Annotated in this window: 17 protein-coding genes; 12 read left to right on the top strand and 5 right to left on the bottom strand. The window is 42.2% G+C overall.

Annotated elements, in window-relative coordinates; genetic code table 11:
- The first annotated feature begins 19 nt into the window (after window positions 1-19).
- Window positions 20-1543 carry an MDR family MFS transporter gene (locus ACJROX_RS10965; RefSeq protein ID WP_408010798.1) on the top strand — a complete coding sequence of 508 codons (1524 nt, stop codon included), beginning with the start codon at window positions 20-22 and terminating at the stop codon, window positions 1541-1543.
- 351 nt (window positions 1544-1894) lie between these two features.
- On the opposite strand, the gene ACJROX_RS10970 is transcribed toward ACJROX_RS10965, so the two are convergent.
- Window positions 1895-2266 (bottom strand): VOC family protein, encoded by a 372-nt coding sequence (locus ACJROX_RS10970; RefSeq protein WP_408010799.1) that lies wholly within the window; start codon window positions 2264-2266, stop codon window positions 1895-1897.
- 1 nt (window position 2267) lies between these two features.
- Window positions 2268-3008, bottom strand: coding sequence for a sulfite exporter TauE/SafE family protein (locus ACJROX_RS10975; protein WP_408010800.1), 741 nt, complete (start codon window positions 3006-3008; stop codon window positions 2268-2270).
- Window positions 3009-3129: 121 nt separating this feature from the next.
- Here ACJROX_RS10975 and ACJROX_RS10980 point away from each other — a divergent pair, with 121 nt between their 5' ends.
- The 5 genes from ACJROX_RS10980 (at window position 3130) to ACJROX_RS11000 (ending at window position 7967) form a co-directional block, all read left to right on the top strand.
- On the top strand, window positions 3130-4005 hold the full coding sequence (locus ACJROX_RS10980) for a LysR family transcriptional regulator (protein WP_408010801.1): 876 nt from the start codon (window positions 3130-3132) through the stop codon (window positions 4003-4005).
- A 129-nt stretch (window positions 4006-4134) separates the two neighbouring features.
- A complete protein-coding gene (gene dapD, locus ACJROX_RS10985; RefSeq protein ID WP_408010802.1) occupies window positions 4135-4854 on the top strand; it encodes a 2,3,4,5-tetrahydropyridine-2,6-dicarboxylate N-acetyltransferase in 720 nt (239 codons plus the stop codon).
- Between the two features lie 21 nt (window positions 4855-4875).
- On the top strand, window positions 4876-6003 hold the full coding sequence (locus ACJROX_RS10990; protein WP_408011633.1) for an N-acetyldiaminopimelate deacetylase: 1128 nt from the start codon (window positions 4876-4878) through the stop codon (window positions 6001-6003).
- A 239-nt stretch (window positions 6004-6242) separates the two neighbouring features.
- Window positions 6243-6491, top strand: a complete 249-nt coding sequence (locus ACJROX_RS10995) for a YkuS family protein (RefSeq protein WP_408010803.1) — start codon at window positions 6243-6245, stop codon at window positions 6489-6491.
- 126 nt (window positions 6492-6617) lie between these two features.
- Window positions 6618-7967 carry a TrkH family potassium uptake protein gene (locus tag ACJROX_RS11000; RefSeq protein WP_408010805.1) on the top strand — a complete coding sequence of 450 codons (1350 nt, stop codon included), beginning with the start codon at window positions 6618-6620 and terminating at the stop codon, window positions 7965-7967.
- 68 nt (window positions 7968-8035) lie between these two features.
- On the opposite strand, the gene ACJROX_RS11005 is transcribed toward ACJROX_RS11000, so the two are convergent.
- Both ACJROX_RS11005 and ACJROX_RS11010 read right to left on the bottom strand, forming a co-directional pair.
- Window positions 8036-8239, bottom strand: a complete 204-nt coding sequence (locus tag ACJROX_RS11005) for a ChaB family protein (protein ID WP_408010806.1) — start codon at window positions 8237-8239, stop codon at window positions 8036-8038.
- A gap of 54 nt (window positions 8240-8293) precedes the next feature.
- Window positions 8294-9136 (bottom strand): mechanosensitive ion channel family protein, encoded by an 843-nt coding sequence (locus ACJROX_RS11010; protein ID WP_408010807.1) that lies wholly within the window; start codon window positions 9134-9136, stop codon window positions 8294-8296.
- A 323-nt stretch (window positions 9137-9459) separates the two neighbouring features.
- Here ACJROX_RS11010 and ACJROX_RS11015 point away from each other — a divergent pair, with 323 nt between their 5' ends.
- The 6 genes from ACJROX_RS11015 to ACJROX_RS11040 all read left to right on the top strand — a co-directional run bounded on the left by ACJROX_RS11015 (window position 9460) and on the right by ACJROX_RS11040 (window position 17500).
- The gene (locus ACJROX_RS11015; RefSeq protein ID WP_408010808.1) at window positions 9460-10008 is read left to right on the top strand and encodes a peroxiredoxin; all 549 of its coding nucleotides are present in this window, start codon (window positions 9460-9462) and stop codon (window positions 10006-10008) included.
- Window positions 10009-10533: 525 nt separating this feature from the next.
- The gene (locus ACJROX_RS11020) at window positions 10534-12288 is read left to right on the top strand and encodes an ABC transporter ATP-binding protein (protein WP_408010810.1); all 1755 of its coding nucleotides are present in this window, start codon (window positions 10534-10536) and stop codon (window positions 12286-12288) included.
- A 13-nt stretch (window positions 12289-12301) separates the two neighbouring features.
- Window positions 12302-14104 (top strand): ABC transporter ATP-binding protein, encoded by a 1803-nt coding sequence (locus tag ACJROX_RS11025; protein WP_408010812.1) that lies wholly within the window; start codon window positions 12302-12304, stop codon window positions 14102-14104.
- A gap of 311 nt (window positions 14105-14415) precedes the next feature.
- Window positions 14416-15744, top strand: a complete 1329-nt coding sequence (locus ACJROX_RS11030) for a cytochrome ubiquinol oxidase subunit I (protein WP_408010813.1) — start codon at window positions 14416-14418, stop codon at window positions 15742-15744.
- 12 nt (window positions 15745-15756) lie between these two features.
- Window positions 15757-16776 carry a cytochrome d ubiquinol oxidase subunit II gene (locus ACJROX_RS11035; protein ID WP_408010814.1) on the top strand — a complete coding sequence of 340 codons (1020 nt, stop codon included), beginning with the start codon at window positions 15757-15759 and terminating at the stop codon, window positions 16774-16776.
- A gap of 55 nt (window positions 16777-16831) precedes the next feature.
- Window positions 16832-17500: a potassium channel family protein gene (locus ACJROX_RS11040; RefSeq protein WP_408010815.1), complete on the top strand. Its 669-nt coding sequence runs from the start codon at window positions 16832-16834 to the stop codon at window positions 17498-17500.
- 206 nt (window positions 17501-17706) lie between these two features.
- Here ACJROX_RS11040 and rnjA read toward each other — a convergent pair whose 3' ends face one another.
- Entirely contained in the window at window positions 17707-19374 is a 1668-nt protein-coding gene (gene rnjA / locus ACJROX_RS11045; RefSeq protein WP_408010816.1) for a ribonuclease J1, read from the bottom strand.
- Between the last annotated feature and the right edge of the window lies 1 nt (window position 19375).

A 19375-nucleotide genomic window follows, 5' to 3' on the forward strand; every position in this document is an offset into this window, starting at 1 on the left:
AAAAAATGGAAGTGAACATATGACGAAAGAAGATATTTTGGTAGGTATAAAAGAGAAGACCACACTCAGGCCACTTGTCTTGGCTGCAGTCATTTTGGCGATGTTCATGGCGGCGATTGAAGGAACGATCGTTTCTACTGCAATGCCGAGCATTGTCGCTGATCTGGGTGGTTTTAGATTGTACAGCTGGGTATTTTCTGCTTATTTGCTTATGCAGGCTGTAACGATATTGATTTATGGGAAATTATCCGATTTGTTCGGCCGTAAGCCTGTTTTTACATTCGGTATTGTCATGTTCATGACCGGCTCATTGATGTGTGGTTTTGCTGACACTATGGAAATGCTTATCATCTACAGGCTTATTCAAGGACTTGGCGCGGGTGCGGTGATGCCGATCGCGACTACGATTGTCGGTGACATGTATACAATGGAGGAACGTGCAAAGATCCAGGGGTACTTAGCGAGTGTGTGGGGTATCTCTGCCATCCTCGGTCCAGCTTTTGGAGGCTTCATCGTCCTTTATTGGGACTGGGCATGGGTGTTCTGGCTCAATCTTCCTCTTGGTATCTTAGCGATTTTGGGAACTAATTTATTTTTGCACGAAGACATTGAAAGGAAAAAGCATGAGATTGATTACATAGGAGCATTACTGATTTTTATTTCTGTCAGCAGCTTGATGATTGCTTTGATTCAAGGTGGGGTTTCGCTCCCTTGGACCTCATGGCAGATCGTCGGATTGATCGCAACCTTTGCTGTAAGTTTCATGTTGTTCATCTTCCAGGAACGTCGTGCCTCAGAGCCGACTATGCCACTTGGCATATGGAAGGACAGATTGATTACGTTAGCAAACCTAGCGTCTTTGACTACCGGTGCGATTTTATTCGGTATCTCTTCGTTCTTGCCTGCTTATGTGCAAGGTGTTATGGAGGAGTCACCGCTTGTAGCGGGCTTCACCCTTACAACAATGTCCATTGGTTGGCCGATCGCATCCACATTAGCTGGGAGATTGATCATAAAATTAGGTTTTCGGACAGTCGCTCTTGGAGGGGGAGTAGCTCTCGTTTTAGGCTCGCTCTTTTTTGTGTTCCTTGACCCAGTGAAAGGACCGGTTTGGGCTGCAATCGGTTCATTCATCATTGGAGTCGGGATGGGACTTTCAACGACGACCTTCATCGTTTCCATTCAATCATCAGTAAACTGGGAGAAACGCGGAGTTGCGACAGCTTCTAATATGTTCATGAGGATTCTTGGAAGCGCCATCGGGGCGACCCTTCTAGGCGGGATTCTCAATAATCGGCTACAGAACTATTTGGAGGCTCATGGAGCTAATCTGGATGAATCGTTATCAATCGATGCTGCAAACATCCTTCTCGAAAAATCACAACGAGAAAAATTGGCACCTGAAACACTGGAAATTCTTCAAAAAGGGCTTACATTTTCTCTTGATAGTGTTTATATCGGAGTTTGTATATTAGCCATCTTAAGCTTTGTCTTGATCGCCTTTCTACCGAAAAAGGAAGATCAAACACCTGAACAGAAATGAACAACCTATATTCCTTAGTAAGGGTGCAGTCTCTCTCCGGCTTAACAACACTTTAAAAATGACACGTCGAGTTGGGGAGGCTGATCCTATTTTTGTGCGCAGCTCCATTTTATTGGTGATTTACATTAATTTAGAGGACAGCTGTTCCGTTATTTGTGACAAAATGGGGTGTTTCTAAAAATTAGAGGTCATCTGTTCCGCTGATTGGGTTAAAGGAGAAATATTTCCAATGATTTTCAGCAAATAAGTCTCTGGTGTCCACTAAAATCACATCTTGACATCTTTTTGTAAGCTAAGGAGAAATAACCTTCGATTTAACGCATTTCACCCTGTGCATAATTCAAAATCAAATTAACCCCTCGTTTTTTCTAGGAATTCGATTCGATTTTGAAAAGGATCGAAGAAGGAGAACCGTTTCATACCTGGAATCTGCGTTTCTTCTTTAATGGTTACATGATTTTCTAGTAGATGGCTTTTCACCGTATCGAGATCGGCTATTTCAAAGGCTGGATGTCTTTTGCTTTTTTCTGTATAAGGTTCTGTGCCGATATGCAGTTCGATGTCTCCAACCTGATACCATAAGCCTCCATTCTTTTTCAACGCCTCAGGTTTCTCGATTTCAGTCAAGCCTAAAACAATACTGTAAAAGGTACGAGCTTTTTCCTCTTCACCAGTCGGTATACAAATTTGGACATGATGGAGTCTTTTGAATATGATCTTCATCTTATAAGTTCCCTCCTAGAAATTGATAGACGAGTTGAATCAAGAGTAAAACAGTGATAAACCGCAATATCAGTTTTACGACCGATTTTGAAAGTTTGCCAGCAAGCCGGACGGCGACTTGGGCCCCTATCAATGAACCGATCGATAAAGGGATAGCAACGTCCCACCGGACATAGCCAGTTACATAGAAGCTGATAAAACCCCCGAAACAACTTAAAAAAGTATTGAATCGGGTGTAGGCGATGGTTCGGAGGTAAGAGATACCCTGATAGAAAAATAGATACATCTGGAACGTTGCCTGACCGGGTCCGAACATGCCGTCATATGTGCCAATTCCGAATAAACTTGGGTAACTCCACAATGATAATCTTTCATGTCCGTCATTCTGCTGTGGTGGTTTCTTGATGAAGGATGTAAGAAAGGCTATGCCCAATAAACTGATCCCGATAATGATCATGGTTCGTTCTGATAAAGAGGAAGCGATCAACCCACCCATAATCCCGCCAATAAAACTGAATGGGGCTATTTTTAATGCAGCTTTCAGCTTCACTTCTTTCCGTTTCAATAGAACGAAAAAGCTTGAAAAAGAACTTAGCATATTAGAAAATTTGTTTGAAGCGATTGCGTTGTGTACCGGAACACCAGCTAGGAGCATGGCTGGAAGATTGATCAGTCCGCCGCTTCCAGCAAGTGTACCGATAAAAGTTGCAGCAAAACCAATGAATATCAATAATAGAGTCATAATGGTACCTTCTTCCATTTCAGCTTCTGTTGTTATCGTATGCTATATTCAGCTATAATAAAATGACAATTATTTTATGTTCTATGATAAGGAAAACTTATCAACAAAGGTGTGAGGGATTATGCAGATGACCGAGTTTAAAGTGTTGAATGTATTGGCAGCTGAATTGAATATGCGCAAAGCTTCTGAACGGCTTTATGTCTCACAGCCAGCATTGAGCCAGCGGCTTCAATCCATCGAACAACGATGGGGGGCGAAGCTTTTCATCCGATCACAAAAAGGGTTGACACTCACACCGGCAGGAGAAAAGGTTATTGAATTTGTCAACAAGACCCTCCAGACCGAAGAGGACCTGCAGGATGAAATTTTATCACTAGGAGACGTCGTACATGGAACTTTGAAGATTGCTGTTGCATCGATCATAGGTCAATATTGGCTGCCGAAGGTATTGAAGGAATATGTGGAACAGTTTCCGAACGTGAAAATTTCACTAGTTACAGGGTGGAGCAGTGAAGTTCAGCGGCAATTGTTCAGCGATCATTACCATGTAGGGATCATAAGAGGTTATCCTGATTGGAAGGGACCAAAAGAGTATTTGATGAAAGATGAACTGAACCTTGTCGATACAAAAATCCAGTCTTTGGAGGAATTGAAGGAGACGACAAGACCTTTCATCCAATTCAGAAGCCATTCTACTTATTATCAGGAAATCCAGGACTGGTGGGTGAAGAAATTCAAATCCCCACCGAAAAGGACGATTGTCGTGGATCAGATCGAGACCTGTAAACAGATGGCGTTGAACGGTATCGGTTATGCAATATTGCCTTCCATAAGCTTGACTAGTCAAGACCGGAATATCCATACGATTCCGATTTTGAATGAGCGGAATGAGCCGCTCAGCAGGGACACATGGATCATAAACAGTGAGGCTTCGCTCCAGTTGAAACAGGTCAGTGCCTTTATTGAACTGATCAAGTCGATGAAACAAAGTACGTAACACTTAACATCTTGGTGAAAATACGATAAAATGAACGCGATTGAAATGAAATAGACGAACTAGAAGCTCAGAGTTCATGAAGTGGAATGGACTAAGCAGCTTGTAATTTGGTCATAGGAGGAATTGGACATGAAAATGATGGATGCAAATGAAATCATCTCGTTTATTCAAAATAGTGAGAAGTCAACACCTGTAAAAGTACATATCAAGGGAGATCTTGAGGGAATTGATTTCGGAGCTGACACGAAGTCTTTCATTACAGGCAGTACCGGCGTGCTTTTTGGTGAGTGGAAAGAGATAAAGGCTGCAATAGAACAAAATGAATCTTCCATTGAAGATTATGTGGTAGAAAACGATCGACGGAACTCAGCAATTCCTTTGCTGGATCTTAAAGGTGTACAAGCACGAATTGAGCCAGGGGCAATTATCCGTGACCAGGTTGAAATCGGGAAGAATGCAGTGATCATGATGGGTGCTATGATCAACATCGGGTCTGTCGTCGGTGAAGGTACGATGATCGATATGAATGTTGTGCTTGGCGGTCGTGCAACCGTCGGAAAGAACTGCCATATCGGTGCAGGTTCAGTGCTAGCGGGAGTCATCGAGCCTCCGTCAGCCAGCCCTGTAGTCGTTGAAGACGGCGTTGTTGTTGGTGCTAATGCTGTTATTTTAGAAGGTGTAAGAGTCGGTGAAGGATCTGTGGTAGCAGCAGGAGCAGTTGTTACGGAAGATGTACCTCCATTGTCAGTGGTTGCTGGGACACCAGCCCGTGTCATCAAGAAGATTGATGAAAAGACGAAAGGCAAGACTGAAATCAAGCAAGAACTTCGCCAATTGAAAGAAGATTAGAAAAGGAGAGAGCGACATATGATGCCTCTCGAACAACTTATAAAAGTCCGACGTTCCTTACATCGGATTCCTGAGCTGGGTTTTCAAGAGGTGAAAACCCAGCAATTTTTATTAAAATACATTGGTTCCCTTCCTCAAGATTTTCTAGAGGTGAAGGAGTGGCGGACGGGGTTGCTTGTGAAAGTGATCGGGGCAACTCCAATGAAGACAATTGGTTATCGTACGGATATTGATGGGTTGCCAATTGAAGAGGAAACCACTTATGATTTTCGTTCGGAACACAAAGGTATGATGCATGCTTGTGGCCATGATTTTCATATGACGATTGCTTTGGGCGTGTTGACTCACTTTGCGACGAACCAGCCGAACGACAATCTGTTGTTTATTTTCCAGCCTGCTGAAGAAGGTCCTGGCGGAGCATTGCCGATGCTTGAAAGCGAAGTGTTCAATGAAGAGCGTCCTGACATGATGGTCGCTTTACACATTGCACCCAATCTTCCTGTTGGCACAATCGGCATTAAGGAAGGTTTGCTGTTTGCCAACACCTCTGAACTTTTCATCGACTTGAAAGGCAGAGGGGGACATGCAGCCTATCCGCATGAAGCAAATGACATGGTTGTGGCAGCGAGCCATCTTGTCACCCAACTTCAAACGATCGTATCGAGAAATATGGATCCGCTCGATTCAGCAGTCGTCACCATAGGGAAGATCACGGGTGGTACGAAGCAGAATATCATTGCTGAAAACGCAAGGATCGAAGGAACCATACGGACATTATCCCCTCAAGCGATGAACATCGTGAAAAAAAGGATCGAAGCTCTCGTGAGCGGAATTGAAAAGGGGTTTGAATGCCAGGCTCAAATTGATTATGGTGCCAACTACTACCAAGTCAACAATGACGCTAAGCTCACTCATGAGTTTTGTGAATATGTGAAAAAAAATAAACCGCAATTTTCAGTTTTAAAGGTCGATAAAGCGATGACAGGGGAAGATTTCGGCTATTTCTTGAAAGAGATACCTGGCTTCATGTTCTGGCTGGGTGTTGAAACGGCATATGGCCTTCATCATTCGAAAATCGAACCGAAAGAAGAAGCATTGGAAGTAGCGACGAACGTACTGATCGATTATTTGACACATAAAACGACTTAGAGTCCCTTTGAAGGGGCTCTTTTAAGTTTTACATAGAAGAGGGAGGTCAATCACGCAGGTATATACGGATTTCATGGAAAATCACGCGGAATTACAAGGTAATGATCACTCTATTTTCAACGATATTCGGTTCACGACAATCGCACCGCCGTTGCATGGATTACATCAAAGCTTCCATAAAATGCATAACCCCTCCTTGATGAGGTTACATTAACAATATTCGCAAGGAGGTGGATGAAGTGCCAAGAATCGGAGTAGAACAATCATTGACAGATGTACAAGAGGCATTGCAAAGCAAAGGATACGAGGTCAAACAATTACAACAAGAGCAGGATGCGGAAGATTGTGATTGCTGTGTGATCACAGGACAGGATCAAAATGTGATGGGAATCCAAAACACGGTCACTCAAGGATCAGTTATCAACGCTCACGGCTACACAGCGGATGAGATTTGTCAACAGGTCGATCAACGTTTCAACCAACAATAGGGGATGGCAGTTGCTGTCCCTTTTTTAATTCATAAGGGGAGTTTATCGTCCAATGTACATATTGGTCATATTTGGGTATACTTATTTCTCTGGATAGTTTTGATGTAAGAGGAGTTTAGAGTACATATGAATCTTCAGAATATAGGTATTCCTGAACAATTTAAAAAAGTGGTTTTGACACCGCCAAGAATTTTAGCGTTTTCTTTTATCGCTTTGATTACGATAGGAACATTGTTGCTGAAATTACCTGTGGCCACCGAAGAAGAGATTACCTGGCTGACCGCCTTGTTTACAGCAACATCCGCTTCTACGATTACGGGACTTGTTGTGGTGGATACAGGCTCCGTTTACACGCTGTTCGGTGAAATCGTCATTTTATGCTTGATACAAGCAGGCGGCGTAGGAATCATGACCTTTGCGGTGTTGATTGTCCTGATGTTAAGTAAAAAAATAGGGATACGATTCATGCTTTTGATTCAGCAGGCACTCAACCAATCATCCTATGGGGGGATTCTCCGGTTGGTTAAAGTTTTGTTGATTTTTGCATTCGTTTCAGAAACGATTGGGGCACTGATTCTGATGTCTATTTGGGTACCTGAAATGGGTTGGAAACAGGGAACTTATGCAAGTATTTTTCATAGTATCTCAGGTTTCAACAGTGCTGGCTTTTCCATATGGTCCGACAGTTTGATTAGTCACAATGACAATCCTGTCATCTTAACGGTAATTTCCACTTTATTCGTATTAAGCGGGTTAGGATTTACAGTCATTCTAGATCTATACTACAGCAGGAAGTTCAGGGAACTTTCCCTGCATTCGAAACTGATGATCATCGGTACGGTGGTAATTAATTTTGTCGCATTAATTGTCATTTTTACACTCGAGTTTACTAATGTTAAAACGATCGGTCAGATGACACTCTCCGATAAATTGTTCAATTCTTATTTTCAGGCGGTGACTCCAAGATCGGCAGGGTTGAACTCCGTGGATGTAAGTAGTATGGAAGATGCTTCAGTCTTTTTCACAATCATCCTGATGTTCATCGGTGCAGGGAGTACCTCGACTGGAGGAGGAATCAAATTGACCACCTTTATCGCTTTATTGCTTTCAGTCGCGACCTTTTTAAGAGGAAAAAGTGAAGCAGTCATTCTCGGACGTACGATCAGTGACAGCACGATCATCCGTGCATTTGCTATAACTGTCATCTTGCTCGGTATATTGTTTACTACTGTTTTCATCATGATGATTACGGAAGACGCATCCTTCATCGAAATTTTGTTCGAAGCGGTCTCGGCTATCTCCACATGCGGCCTCTCGCTGGGGATCACAGGCGATCTATCCGTAATCGGCCAGATCGTCATCATCCTGTTGATGTATTTCGGGAAACTTGGACCTCTTACTCTTTTATTCATTCTTGCGAAACCTAGTCTTCGCCGTAAAGTCCGCTATCCCTACGGTGAAATCATCACAGGTTAAAATAGTGCCAGATACACTTTATAAACCCTTGAGGCTACTGAGGTTTGAAAGTGTACCTGGCACCGTTATTAGTTGTCTTTTTTCACCCAGTTGTCGTTTTCGTTCTTTTCATATTTTTCTTTTACCGCGTTCCAGGCGACTTTATGTGCGGTTTTTTCCTGGTCATACTGTTTACTTGCTGAGTTAAAGGATTCTTTATAAATTTCACGTGCATGCTCCGGAAGATTGTTCTTCACTTGATCAGGTAGTTCTTCTTGAGAATCATAAGACATAGGAAGTACCCTCCTTTTTTCAAGAAGGTACCCGGAGTAACGACTATATAAACATCATTGATTTTCGTTTTTGTGTACATACACTTGATGAGGGAACGGAATTTCGATTCCGTGTGCATCCAATGCTTCCTTAAGGGCTTTGCGAAGTTCGCGCTCAACACCCCATTGCATATCGTTCTTCGTTTTTGCAATGACACGCAATACGACATCCGATGAACCTAGAGATTGTACTCCAAGTACATTCGGCCCCTCGACTATATTGTCGTTCGTCGCCGCGATACGGTCACAAGCATCTTGCAGGACTCCGATTGCTTTATCAATATTATCATCATAAGAAATGCCGATATCGACGAGTGCTCTCATGTTCCCGCGAGTATGGTTGCTTATCGCGCTGATCTCACGGTTGGGGACATAGTGGAGAGTACCGTCAAACCCCCGAATATGAGTAGTTCTTAAACCAGTATCCTCAACGATACCGTCAAAGCCAGCCGTCGTAACGTAATCTCCTACGTCAAGCTGCTTTTCCAATAGAATGAAGAAACCTGTCACAACATCACTGACAAGCCCTTGGGCGCCAAAACCGATCGCTAATCCTATAATACCAGCTCCAGCTAATAGGCCTGTGACATCCAATTCAAAAGTCCCCATGACAGCAACCACTAATATAAAGATAAGTGCGTACGAAAAGACGCTTTTCGTTATGCTTTTCAGCGTAACGGCTCTTCCGGGAGACATGTCTTTCCGAGTTTGAATCTTTTCAAATGTAGATTGAATGATACGATTACCAATCGCTTTTACAATCATGAACGCGATCAATATGAATACCAATTTAAGAGTCAGTATTCCGGCATCTTTTAAAATTTCAGCCCAATCGATTTTTGCGAGTATTTGTTCCATACTATCAGCTCCTTGGCTCTTTAGGTCAGAATAATAATACTATAACGGACTAACGTATAAGGCCGCAATCGATATGGCCAGAGTATATCTTTTGAGAAGAGGGAGGAAACACGTTAGAATATATATGGACATGCTCAAAACGTTTACTACATGCCTTTTTTGGATATAGTAAACATGTCTAGTGCGCTATATTAAATTAATTCTCATTTAATATTGACTATCAATAAGGGAAAGATTATAATATAGTATGTACAATAATTGTGTGAAGAGATAGGTGTTATAGCCGATCTTACATGAAAAATCAATTTTTGGAGGGATTACGAATGGCAGAACGTATGGTAGCAAAACAAGCACCACGCTTTGAGATGGATGCAGTACTTCCAAACAAAGAATTCGGAAAAGTAAGCCTTGAAGAAAACATGAAGAATGACAAGTGGACAGTCCTTTTCTTCTATCCAATGGACTTCACATTTGTTTGCCCTACAGAAATCACTGCGATGAGCGACCGCTATGATGAATTTGAAGACCTTGACACTGAAGTGATCGGCGTTTCTACAGACACGATCCACACTCACTTGGCATGGATCAACACGAACCGTGATGATAACGGATTAGGTGAATTGAAATACCCATTAGCTGCAGACACGAACCATAAAGTCTCTGAAGACTATGGCGTGTTGATTGAAGAAGAAGGGGTTGCACTTCGTGGATTGTTCATCATCAGTCCAGAAGGCGAGCTAATGTACTCTGTGGTCAACCACAACAACATTGGCCGTGACGTAGACGAAACACTACGTGTCCTTCAAGCTCTTCAAACTGGCGGCCTTTGCCCTGCAAACTGGAAGCCAGGTCAAGAAACACTTAACGTTTAATGGAGATTTCAAGGTAGAGCCTAACGCAAGTTAGGCTCTATTTTTTTCTTCTATATAAATTCTGAAAATTAATGAAATTTTAAGCTTTGGTAAATTTTTAGACTGATTTAGGTAAAAAGGATCTTTGGGCGAAATTTGCGACACTCCTGCGAGAACAGCGAGCCAGGCGAGACCCCACAGCGAGGATACGGAGAAGTAATGTCCAGCTCAGCGACCAGTCACTTGGATCACTTCAAACTTCCTGCGGCGGCCACAGCCTCCTCGTCAGTCTTCCAGTGACCTACGTGAATATGCGGGTCGCTTCCGCTTTTCTTTTGCCCGCGGAAAGGGAGTGAATTTCGTAGAAATTTAATTAAAGATCCGGTACTATAATCCGATAGATAATAATATGGTTTTAAATATGTAAATTTTTCCTTAACAAACTTAACAAATTTAAGCAAAATTATGGTTATTTATTTCGGAGTCCGTTATATTATTTATATTATGACTTTTTAAACAATACATAAAAAGAAGGCAGGTGCTTTTGTGGATACTTTTAGACGTTTGAAAGAATTTTATTGGCCTTATCGTAAATATTTCTTACTCTCAGTATTTTCACTATTATTCGTATCAGGTATTACTGTCATATATCCAATGCTTCTGCAGTTCACAATTGATGAAGTCATCATCAATGAGCAATACCGATGGATACCTTATCTGGCGATCGGCTTCATAATCGTGATGACGATCAAAGGAACAGCAACATTCTTCCACCAGTATTTAGGCGATTTATTCGGTGTCACCGCAGTTTATAGACTGAGGGAGGCATTATATAAAAAGCTGCAGTTTTTACCGTTCAGATACTATGACAATGCTAAAACCGGAGACCTGATGTCACGTTTGACTGCTGATGTCGAGGGGTTTCGGTTCTTTTTATCCTTCGGGTTTGCACAGGTCATCAACTTCGTCTTGCTCGTATCATTCAGTTTAGGTGTAATGTTCTATTACTCAGTACCGCTTGCATTCGTCACGCTCGGCATGCTTCCGTTTTTGGCAGTTGCTGTTTACCGATTTGATAAGAAGGTACATCCGGCATTCAGAGGAATCCGGAAATCGATGGGCCGTTTGAATACTAAAGTACAAGAAAATGTAAGTGGAATCAATACGATCAAATCTCTTTCGCGGGAAGATTTCGAAATCGGAAAATTCGTTAACAATAACAAGGATTACAGGGATAATTACTTGAACACCTCTGACATCTGGGCAAAATACTTCCCGCTTATGGAAATGATCGGGAACCTATGTGTGGTATTCCTGCTCTCTTATGGTGGATTCCTTGTATTCAACAATCAATTGAAACCAGGTGAACTTGTCGCTTTCTTCAGTCTAGTTTGGTATATCATCTGGCCGATCATGAACCTTGGTTTCGTCATCAATACATTCTCACAATCAAAGGCTTCAGGTGAGCGTCTACTGGAAATTTTAGATGAACCAGAAGATATCCAAGACACGGAAGATCCACTGCATATTGATACGTTGAATGGTGATGTGGAGTTCGTCGAGGTTACACATAAGTATGCGAGTGAAGAAGAGTACGCGTTGAAAAACGTGTCCTTCAAGGCTCCGAAGGGAACGACCATTGGACTTCTAGGGGCTACTGGAGCGGGAAAAACAACCATCACACAATTGATTTCAAGATTCTATGAACCGAAGGAAGGCAGGGTCTTGATCGATGGTAGAGATATCAAGGAATATACCATCAAATCCCTCAGAAAAAATGTAGGTGTCGTTCTACAAGAAACGTTCTTGTTCTCTTCATCGATTAGAGACAACATCGCATATGGGGATGCAGACGTAGAGTTCGAAAAGATCGTTGATGCAGCAAAAAGGGCTCAAGCTCATGAGTTCATTAAGGAGCTGCCGGATGGCTACAATACTATTCTTGGTGAACGGGGTATGGGACTATCCGGAGGTCAAAAGCAGCGGATTGCAATTGCTCGTGCCATTCTAACAGATCCAAGTATTCTCATACTGGACGATGCGACGAGTGCAGTCGATATGGAGACCGAATTCAAAATTCAGAAAGCCTTCCAGGAAGTGATGAAAGGTAGGACTACATTCATCATCGCCCACCGTATCTCTTCCTTGAAGCATGCGGATGAAATCCTTGTATTGGAAGACGGGCGAATTGCACAACGCGGCACACATGAAGAATTAATCAATCAAGAAGGTATGTATCGTAGGGTCTACGACATCCAATACAAAGATAAAGAGGCAATAAAACAAAGACAGACAGGTTAAGTGAGGTGAGAGAATGAGCAGCAACACGAAAAAACGATTTCATTATTCACAGGATCAAGCAATAGAAAAACAATTCAACTGGAAACAGATGCTACGTCTTTTTGGTTACATGAAACCATATCAGTCGAATTTACTGCCAAAATCAATCATTGCAATGTTGATCTCAACTGCAGTAAGACTAGTCGTTCCGATCTTCATCGGGGTTCTGCTTTTCGACCATGCGATCAAGGATCAAAACGAGAGCTTGCTGATCCAATTGATCTTCGGAATTGCAGGCCTTTACATCATAGCTTGGATTGCAAATACATTTCGGATCAAATGGACGAATCAGCTGGGGCAATACATCATTTATGACATCCGCCAAGGATTGTTCAAACATATCCAGAGACTTTCGCATCGGTTTTTCGATCAAAGGTCGGCTGGATCGATTCTCGTAAGGATCATCAATGATGTCAATTCACTGCAGGAACTTTTTACAAACGGGGTTATCAATCTATTGATGGATTTCATCCTTCTGGTCGGAATTATCGTAATCATGTTCTTCTTAAGTCCTGAATTGACTTTAGCAATCATGATTGTCCTTCCGATCATGTTTTTCATCTCTACGAAATTACGCAGAAACATCCGCCGATCGTGGCAGATGGTCCGGATCAAGCAAGCGAAGCTCAATTCCCATCTTAATGAAAGCATTCAGGGAATCCGGGTGACCCAATCTTATACACAGGAAAAAGAAAACATGGGGTTCTTCGAGGGAGTAAACGGTGAGACATTTGAAAGCTGGAAGGACGCCACCCGGAAGAGTGCGGTCTTCCGTCCTTTCGTTGAAATGTCAAATGCCATCGGTACGGCCATCCTCATATGGTATGGTGTTCACTTGATCCAAAACGGAATGGACTATGGGGTTTTCGTAACCTTTGCATTCTATCTAGGTATGTTCTGGGAACCGATCTCACGAATGGGGCAGGTTTACAACCAATTACTGGTTGCCATGGCATCCAGTGAGCGAATCTTTGAATTTTTGGATGAACAGCCGAATGTATCAGAACGCAAAAATGCACTTACTTTTAATGAAATCGACGGGAAGATCGAATTCGATCAAGTGGAATTCTCATATGATGATAAACGTAAAGCATTAAATAGTATTGACTTGACGATAGAAGCTGGTGAGACTGTCGCTTTAGTCGGACATACAGGATCAGGTAAAACGACGATCGCCAATCTTATTAGCAGATTCTATGATCCAACGAAAGGGTCTGTCAAAATCGATGGCGTTGATTTGCGAGATGTTAAGCTTGATAGCTTAAGACAAAAAGTAAGTGTAGTATTACAGGATACATTCATTTTTTCGGGTACGATCATGGATAATATCCGGTTTGGACGCCCTGATGCAAGCGATGAGGAAGTCATCCAGGCTGCCGAAGCAGTCGGGGCAAGCACCTTCATCGAAAAACTCGAGAATCAATATGAGACAGAGGTTGAAGAGAGAGGAAATGTGTTATCTGTAGGGGAAAGGCAATTGATTTCGTTTGCACGTGCATTACTTGCAGATCCACGTATCTTGATATTGGATGAAGCGACAGCAAGTATTGACACAGAATCGGAAATGAAGATTCAAAATGCCTTGCAAACATTGCTTAAAGGCCGTACAGCGATCATCATCGCCCACAGGCTCTCAACTATCCGTGAAGCTGACAATATTTTTGTCCTCGATCATGGAAATCTCATTGAACAAGGAAACCATGATTCTCTGATGAAACAAAAAGGAGAATACTACGAGCTGATCGTATCTCAATTTAAAATGCTCGATGCAATGTAATGGTGAAGTGACCACAAATGGCTGGAAATGCCTTTTGTGGTCGCTTTTTGTTTTTTGCCGATTGAAAGACACGATGAATATTGGACGAACCACTGATATGTGGGTTATCAATATTCATATGCTCAATACTTCACAAACAAATCTAGACCTGATAGAATGATAGCTGTAATAATCTTTGTGATACTTGTCACAAAGTTTTCGCCTGATCAAAATGATTTTGTAACATCTGTTTTATGTTTTCTGTTTGTGGGGGATTACAATAAGGGTAAGATAATAGTAGCTGTATTTTGCATTTAATAGGGGGATCGTCAATGCCAGAACTCGATAGCGCTATGCTCAGTCGTTTGTTGACAAGTTTGACTTTAGGATTTCATATCATATTTGCGACCCTCGGAGTCGGAGTCCCGTTGTTGATCAGCGGAGCTGAATGGATCGGTATCAGGAGGAAGGACGATCATTTCAGGTTGCTTGCAAGACGGTGGACGAGAGGGTTTGTAGTGACGGTTGCCGTCGGTGTTGTCACTGGAACTTGTATCGGATTGCAGCTTTCCTTGTTGTGGCCAAGTTTTATGGAAGTAGCCGGACAAGTGATCGGGCTGCCGTTATTCCTAGAAACGTTTGCATTTTTCTTTGAAGCGATTTTCTTAGGGATTTATCTCTATACCTGGGATAGATTCAAAAATCCTTATCTCCACTGGCTGCTATCTGTACCGGTGGTGATCGGTGCATCATTGTCAGCTTTTTTCATATCTACTGTAAATGCGTTCATGAATGCGCCTAAAGGTTTCAAGCTGGAAAATGGGGAAATTACTGAAATTCAACCATTGATAGCAATGTTCAATCCAGCTACACCAACTAAGGCAACTCACGTCATTTCATCCGCTTATCTGACATCAGCTTTTGTTTTAGCAGCTATCACAGCCTTTATGATTTTGAAGAAAGGGAACAATGAGTACTATAAAAAAGCCTTGCATTTCACCATGGTATCAGGGTTCGTTTTTGCGATTGCAACCGCCATAATCGGGGATTTTTCTGGTAAGTATCTTGCGGAATACCAGCCAGAGAAATTAGCGGCGGCAGAATGGCACTTTGAAACAGAAGAAGGTGCGGACCTTATTGTAGGGGGAATTCTGGACGAGAATGGAGAAGTGAAGTATGCCTTAAGGATGCCGAATTTCTTGAGTATACTCGCCCATGGTAATCCTAATGCAGAGGTCATTGGCTTAGAAGAGTTTCCTGAAGATGAGACAGCACCGCTTTTCATTCATTACCTGTTCGATTTAATGGTCGGAATCGGCATGTTTCTCGTTGCCTTATCTGCTCAATATCTCTGGTTTTATAAATGGAAAAAAGGAAACCCATATTCAAAATATCTGCTGATGGCGATTGTTGCGTCAGGTCCGCTTGCAATGCTAGCCATCGAATTTGGTTGGATTTTCTCTGAAGTCGGACGTCAACCTTGGATCTTATGGCATGTGATGGAGACGAAAGATGGAGCGACCACAAGTGAACACGTCGGCTCGATGTTCATTTTATTCTTCGGACTTTACGCCGTGTTAGGATGGATCTGTACGACGGTACTATTGAAAATGTTCAGGGGTAACCCAGCAGAAACCGAATTTGAAGAAATGGACCGGTAAGGAGGGGATACGATGGAAATACAATTACTTGGAATCACGGTACTCTGGATCTTTCTTTATGGATACCTGATAGTCGCATCGATTGATTTCGGTGCAGGATTCTTCGCCTATTATGGGAAGATCACGAAACAGGACCATATCATCAATTCGATCATCAGCCGCTATCTATCCCCTGTATGGGAGGTTACGAATGTCTTCTTCGTATTCTTTTTCGTCGGACTGGTAGGCTTTTTCCCAAGCACAGCGTACTATTATGGAACTGCACTCTTGGTTCCAGGAAGTATCGCGTTAGTTTTGCTTGCGATCAGAGGGTCGTTTTATGCATTCGGAAATTACGGCGCCAAGGACAGTAATATCTATACGTTCTTATATGGGGCTACAGGATTGCTGATTCCAGCTTCATTATCTACAGCGCTCACCATATCAGAAGGTGGGTTCATAACAGAAGAAAACGGGACTGTCGTATTTCTTGTCAAAGAGTTGTTTACAAGCTTTTATTCCTGGTCCGTCGTTTTACTTGCCATTGTAAGTGTTTTGTACATCAGTGCGATGTTCCTCTGTTTTTATGCTAACAAAGCAAAGGACTGGCCTGCGCTTGAAATCTTGAGGAAGTTTGCTCTTTTCTGGAGCCCGCCGACAATCCTTGCAAGCTTTCTAGTGTTTTTGGCTTTACGTGATCATAACATCGAGCATTTCAATGACATGATCGATTATTCATATATGTTCATCCTATCATTCATTTGCTTTAACATCGCGGTGTGGCTGGTTTATAAGAACAAGCGTTATGGAACCGCATTCATTTTCGTCATGCTTCAATTCTTTTTCGCATTCTTCGGTTATGGGGTTTCTCATCTGCCATACATTTTGTATCCGTATATTACGTTGGATACTGGTTTTACAAACGAAACGATGGGAATCGCCCTTGTCATCGCATTCATTGCAGGATTGTTCTTATTGATCCCTTCGTTGATCTTATTGATGCGCATGTTTTTATTTGACGCTAATTATGTGCAAGGAAATCGAGAAAAATAATCTGAAAATATGGTACAATGTGGTGAGAGCGAACGTTTAAGGGGCAATTGGAGGAATGATTGTGAAAAAGCAATTTGCTGTAATTGGGTTAGGACGCTTCGGAGGAAGCATTTGCCGTTCATTAAGTAATAACGATATGGAAGTACTCGCAATTGACATTGATGAGGATCGAGTCAATGAATTTTCTTCGATCGCTACTCATGCTGTCATAGCGGATACAACAGATGAAAGTGTTCTTAAAAGCTTAGGCATCAGGAATTTCGATCATGTCATCGTTGCGATCGGTGACAATATCCAGGCAAGTATCCTGACCACCCTGATTTTAAAAGAGCTAGGGGTTTCTCATATCACTGTAAAAGCACAAAACGACTACCATGAAAAAGTGGTCCGTAAAATCGGGGCAGATCGTATCGTCCATCCAGAACGAGACATGGGGCAAAGGATCGCGCATAATATCATGTCAAACAACGTACTGGATTATTTGGAATTGTCCGATCAACATAGTATCGTCGAGTTGATCGCAAGTGAGAAAATGCATGACAAGACCTTGATCGAGTTGGATATCCGTGCGAACTATGGGTGTAACGTCGTTGCAATCAAGCGTGATGAGGAAATCATCGTATCACCACAGGCAACACAAACTATTGTGAAAGGCGATATATTGATCGTTATCGGAGCGGATAACGATGTCAATCGTCTTGAGAAAAACTTATTGATGGATTGAACAGGAATCTGATTTCAACACTTTGTTGAAGTCAGGTTTTTTATGTTCATTGGATTACCTACCCATGAGGTGGGATTGACACCCTGAAAAAGCGGAAAAAAGGAAAACGAGGTACTCAAAGAAGAATTTCTCGAAGCCAATGAGCTGCAAACAATGAAAATTCTAATCAAAAAGAACCTGGTATCTAACCAGGTTCTTTGCATTTATCAAATTTCCATGATGATCGGTAAAATCATCGGGCGACGTTTTGTCTTTTCATATAAGAAAGGAGCCAGTACGTCTGTAATTTCATTTTTGATTTCAGACCATTGTGTCGTTTTACGCTCCATCATCCCATGTAAGTGTTTGGACAGGATACCTTGAGCATCATTGATCAAGTCCTCGGATTCACGCATATACACGAATCCACGTGAAATGATGTCAGGTCCAGATACAATTTTGAACTCTTTCATATTGATGCTTACCACGACTACGACAAGACCTTCTTCGGATAGGATTTTTCTATCCCGTAAAACGATATTCCCGATATCTCCAATTCCGTTTCCATCAACATAGATAGAACCGGATGGAATTTTACCAGCAATTGATGCTTCATTTTCACTTAAAGCAAGTACTTCACCATTGTCCATAATGAAACAGTTCTTCTCTTCAACTTCACAATCGATGGCAAGTTTTGTATGCATTTTCAACATACGGAACTCACCGTGGATCGGCATGAAGTATTTCGGTTTCATTAGACGGAGCATGAGTTTTTGCTCTTGTTGGCCACCGTGTCCAGAAGTATGGATGTCATTCAATGAACCAGCGATGACATTCGCACCTGCTCGATGCAGTTGGTTGATGATACGGCTCACACTTAGCGTATTCCCAGGAATAGGGGAAGATGAGAAAACTACTGTGTCACCAGGGATGATTTGAATTTGGCGGTGTGTTCCATTAGCAATCCTGGATAAAGCCGCCATTGGCTCACCTTGACTTCCTGTACAAAGGATCGTCACTTCATTATCAGGTAAACGGTTGATTTGATTCGCATCAATGAACGTATCCTTTGGAGCACGGATATAGCCAAGCTCTTGGCCGATTGAAATGGCAGAATCCATGCTTCGTCCGAAAACGGCCACTTTACGGTTATACTGAACCGACGCTTCAACGACCTGTTGCAGACGGTGAATGTTCGAAGCGAATGTAGCAAAGATGATTCGTCCATCTTCTTTTCGGAAAATATCTTGAATGCTTTCTCCCACACGGCTTTCAGACATTGTAAAACCAGGAACTTCACTGTTCGTACTGTCTGAAAGAAGACATAGTACACCTTCTTGGCCGATTTGAGCCATTTTGTTCAAGTTTGCTGGCTCTCCGACAGGAGTGAAATCAAACTTGAAATCTCCAGTATGCACGATGTTTCCAGGTGGTGTTTTGACGACGATTCCATACGAATCAGGAATGGAGTGCGTCGTTCTGAAAAACGTTACGGATGTTTTTCGAAACTTGATGACGTCGTCTTCTTGAATTTCATGTAATTTGGCTCTGCGAAGAAGTCCATGTTCTTCCAACTTGTTTCTGATTAATCCGAGCGCAAGTTTTCCGCCATATATCGGGATGTTGATCTGGCGGAGTAGATAAGGGATTCCACCGATGTGGTCCTCATGTCCGTGAGTAATGAATAAACCTTTGATCTTATCGACATTCTTGACGAGGTATGTGTAATCCGGAATGACATAATCAATTCCTAAAAGCTCGTCTTCAGGGAATTTGATCCCCGCATCTACTAGAATGATTTCATCTTGAAACTGAATTCCATACGTGTTTTTACCGATTTCGTCCAGTCCGCCAAGCGCGAACACTGCTGTTTGATGATTTTTTACGAATTTCATG

This window comes from Pseudalkalibacillus sp. A8 (assembly GCF_045920555.1).
Taxonomy (GTDB): Bacteria; Bacillota; Bacilli; order Bacillales; family Fictibacillaceae; genus Pseudalkalibacillus.

Excerpts from the sequence above, each read along its gene's own strand:
- ACJROX_RS10965 (WP_408010798.1), top strand. The coding sequence starts at position 20 with ATGACGAAAGAAGATATTTTGGTAGGTATAAAAGAGAAGACCACACTC.
- ACJROX_RS10970 (WP_408010799.1), bottom strand. The coding sequence starts at position 2,266 with ATGAAGATCATATTCAAAAGACTCCATCATGTCCAAATTTGTATACCG.
- ACJROX_RS10975 (WP_408010800.1), bottom strand. The coding sequence starts at position 3,008 with ATGACTCTATTATTGATATTCATTGGTTTTGCTGCAACTTTTATCGGT.
- ACJROX_RS10980 (WP_408010801.1), top strand. The coding sequence starts at position 3,130 with ATGCAGATGACCGAGTTTAAAGTGTTGAATGTATTGGCAGCTGAATTG.
- dapD (WP_408010802.1), top strand. The coding sequence starts at position 4,135 with ATGAAAATGATGGATGCAAATGAAATCATCTCGTTTATTCAAAATAGT.
- ACJROX_RS10990 (WP_408011633.1), top strand. The coding sequence starts at position 4,876 with ATGCCTCTCGAACAACTTATAAAAGTCCGACGTTCCTTACATCGGATT.
- ACJROX_RS11000 (WP_408010805.1), top strand. The coding sequence starts at position 6,618 with ATGAATCTTCAGAATATAGGTATTCCTGAACAATTTAAAAAAGTGGTT.
- ACJROX_RS11005 (WP_408010806.1), bottom strand. The coding sequence starts at position 8,239 with ATGTCTTATGATTCTCAAGAAGAACTACCTGATCAAGTGAAGAACAAT.
- ACJROX_RS11010 (WP_408010807.1), bottom strand. The coding sequence starts at position 9,136 with ATGGAACAAATACTCGCAAAAATCGATTGGGCTGAAATTTTAAAAGAT.
- ACJROX_RS11015 (WP_408010808.1), top strand. The coding sequence starts at position 9,460 with ATGGCAGAACGTATGGTAGCAAAACAAGCACCACGCTTTGAGATGGAT.
- ACJROX_RS11025 (WP_408010812.1), top strand. The coding sequence starts at position 12,302 with ATGAGCAGCAACACGAAAAAACGATTTCATTATTCACAGGATCAAGCA.
- ACJROX_RS11030 (WP_408010813.1), top strand. The coding sequence starts at position 14,416 with ATGCCAGAACTCGATAGCGCTATGCTCAGTCGTTTGTTGACAAGTTTG.
- ACJROX_RS11035 (WP_408010814.1), top strand. The coding sequence starts at position 15,757 with ATGGAAATACAATTACTTGGAATCACGGTACTCTGGATCTTTCTTTAT.
- ACJROX_RS11040 (WP_408010815.1), top strand. The coding sequence starts at position 16,832 with ATGATTGTGAAAAAGCAATTTGCTGTAATTGGGTTAGGACGCTTCGGA.
- rnjA (WP_408010816.1), bottom strand. The coding sequence starts at position 19,374 with ATGAAATTCGTAAAAAATCATCAAACAGCAGTGTTCGCGCTTGGCGGA.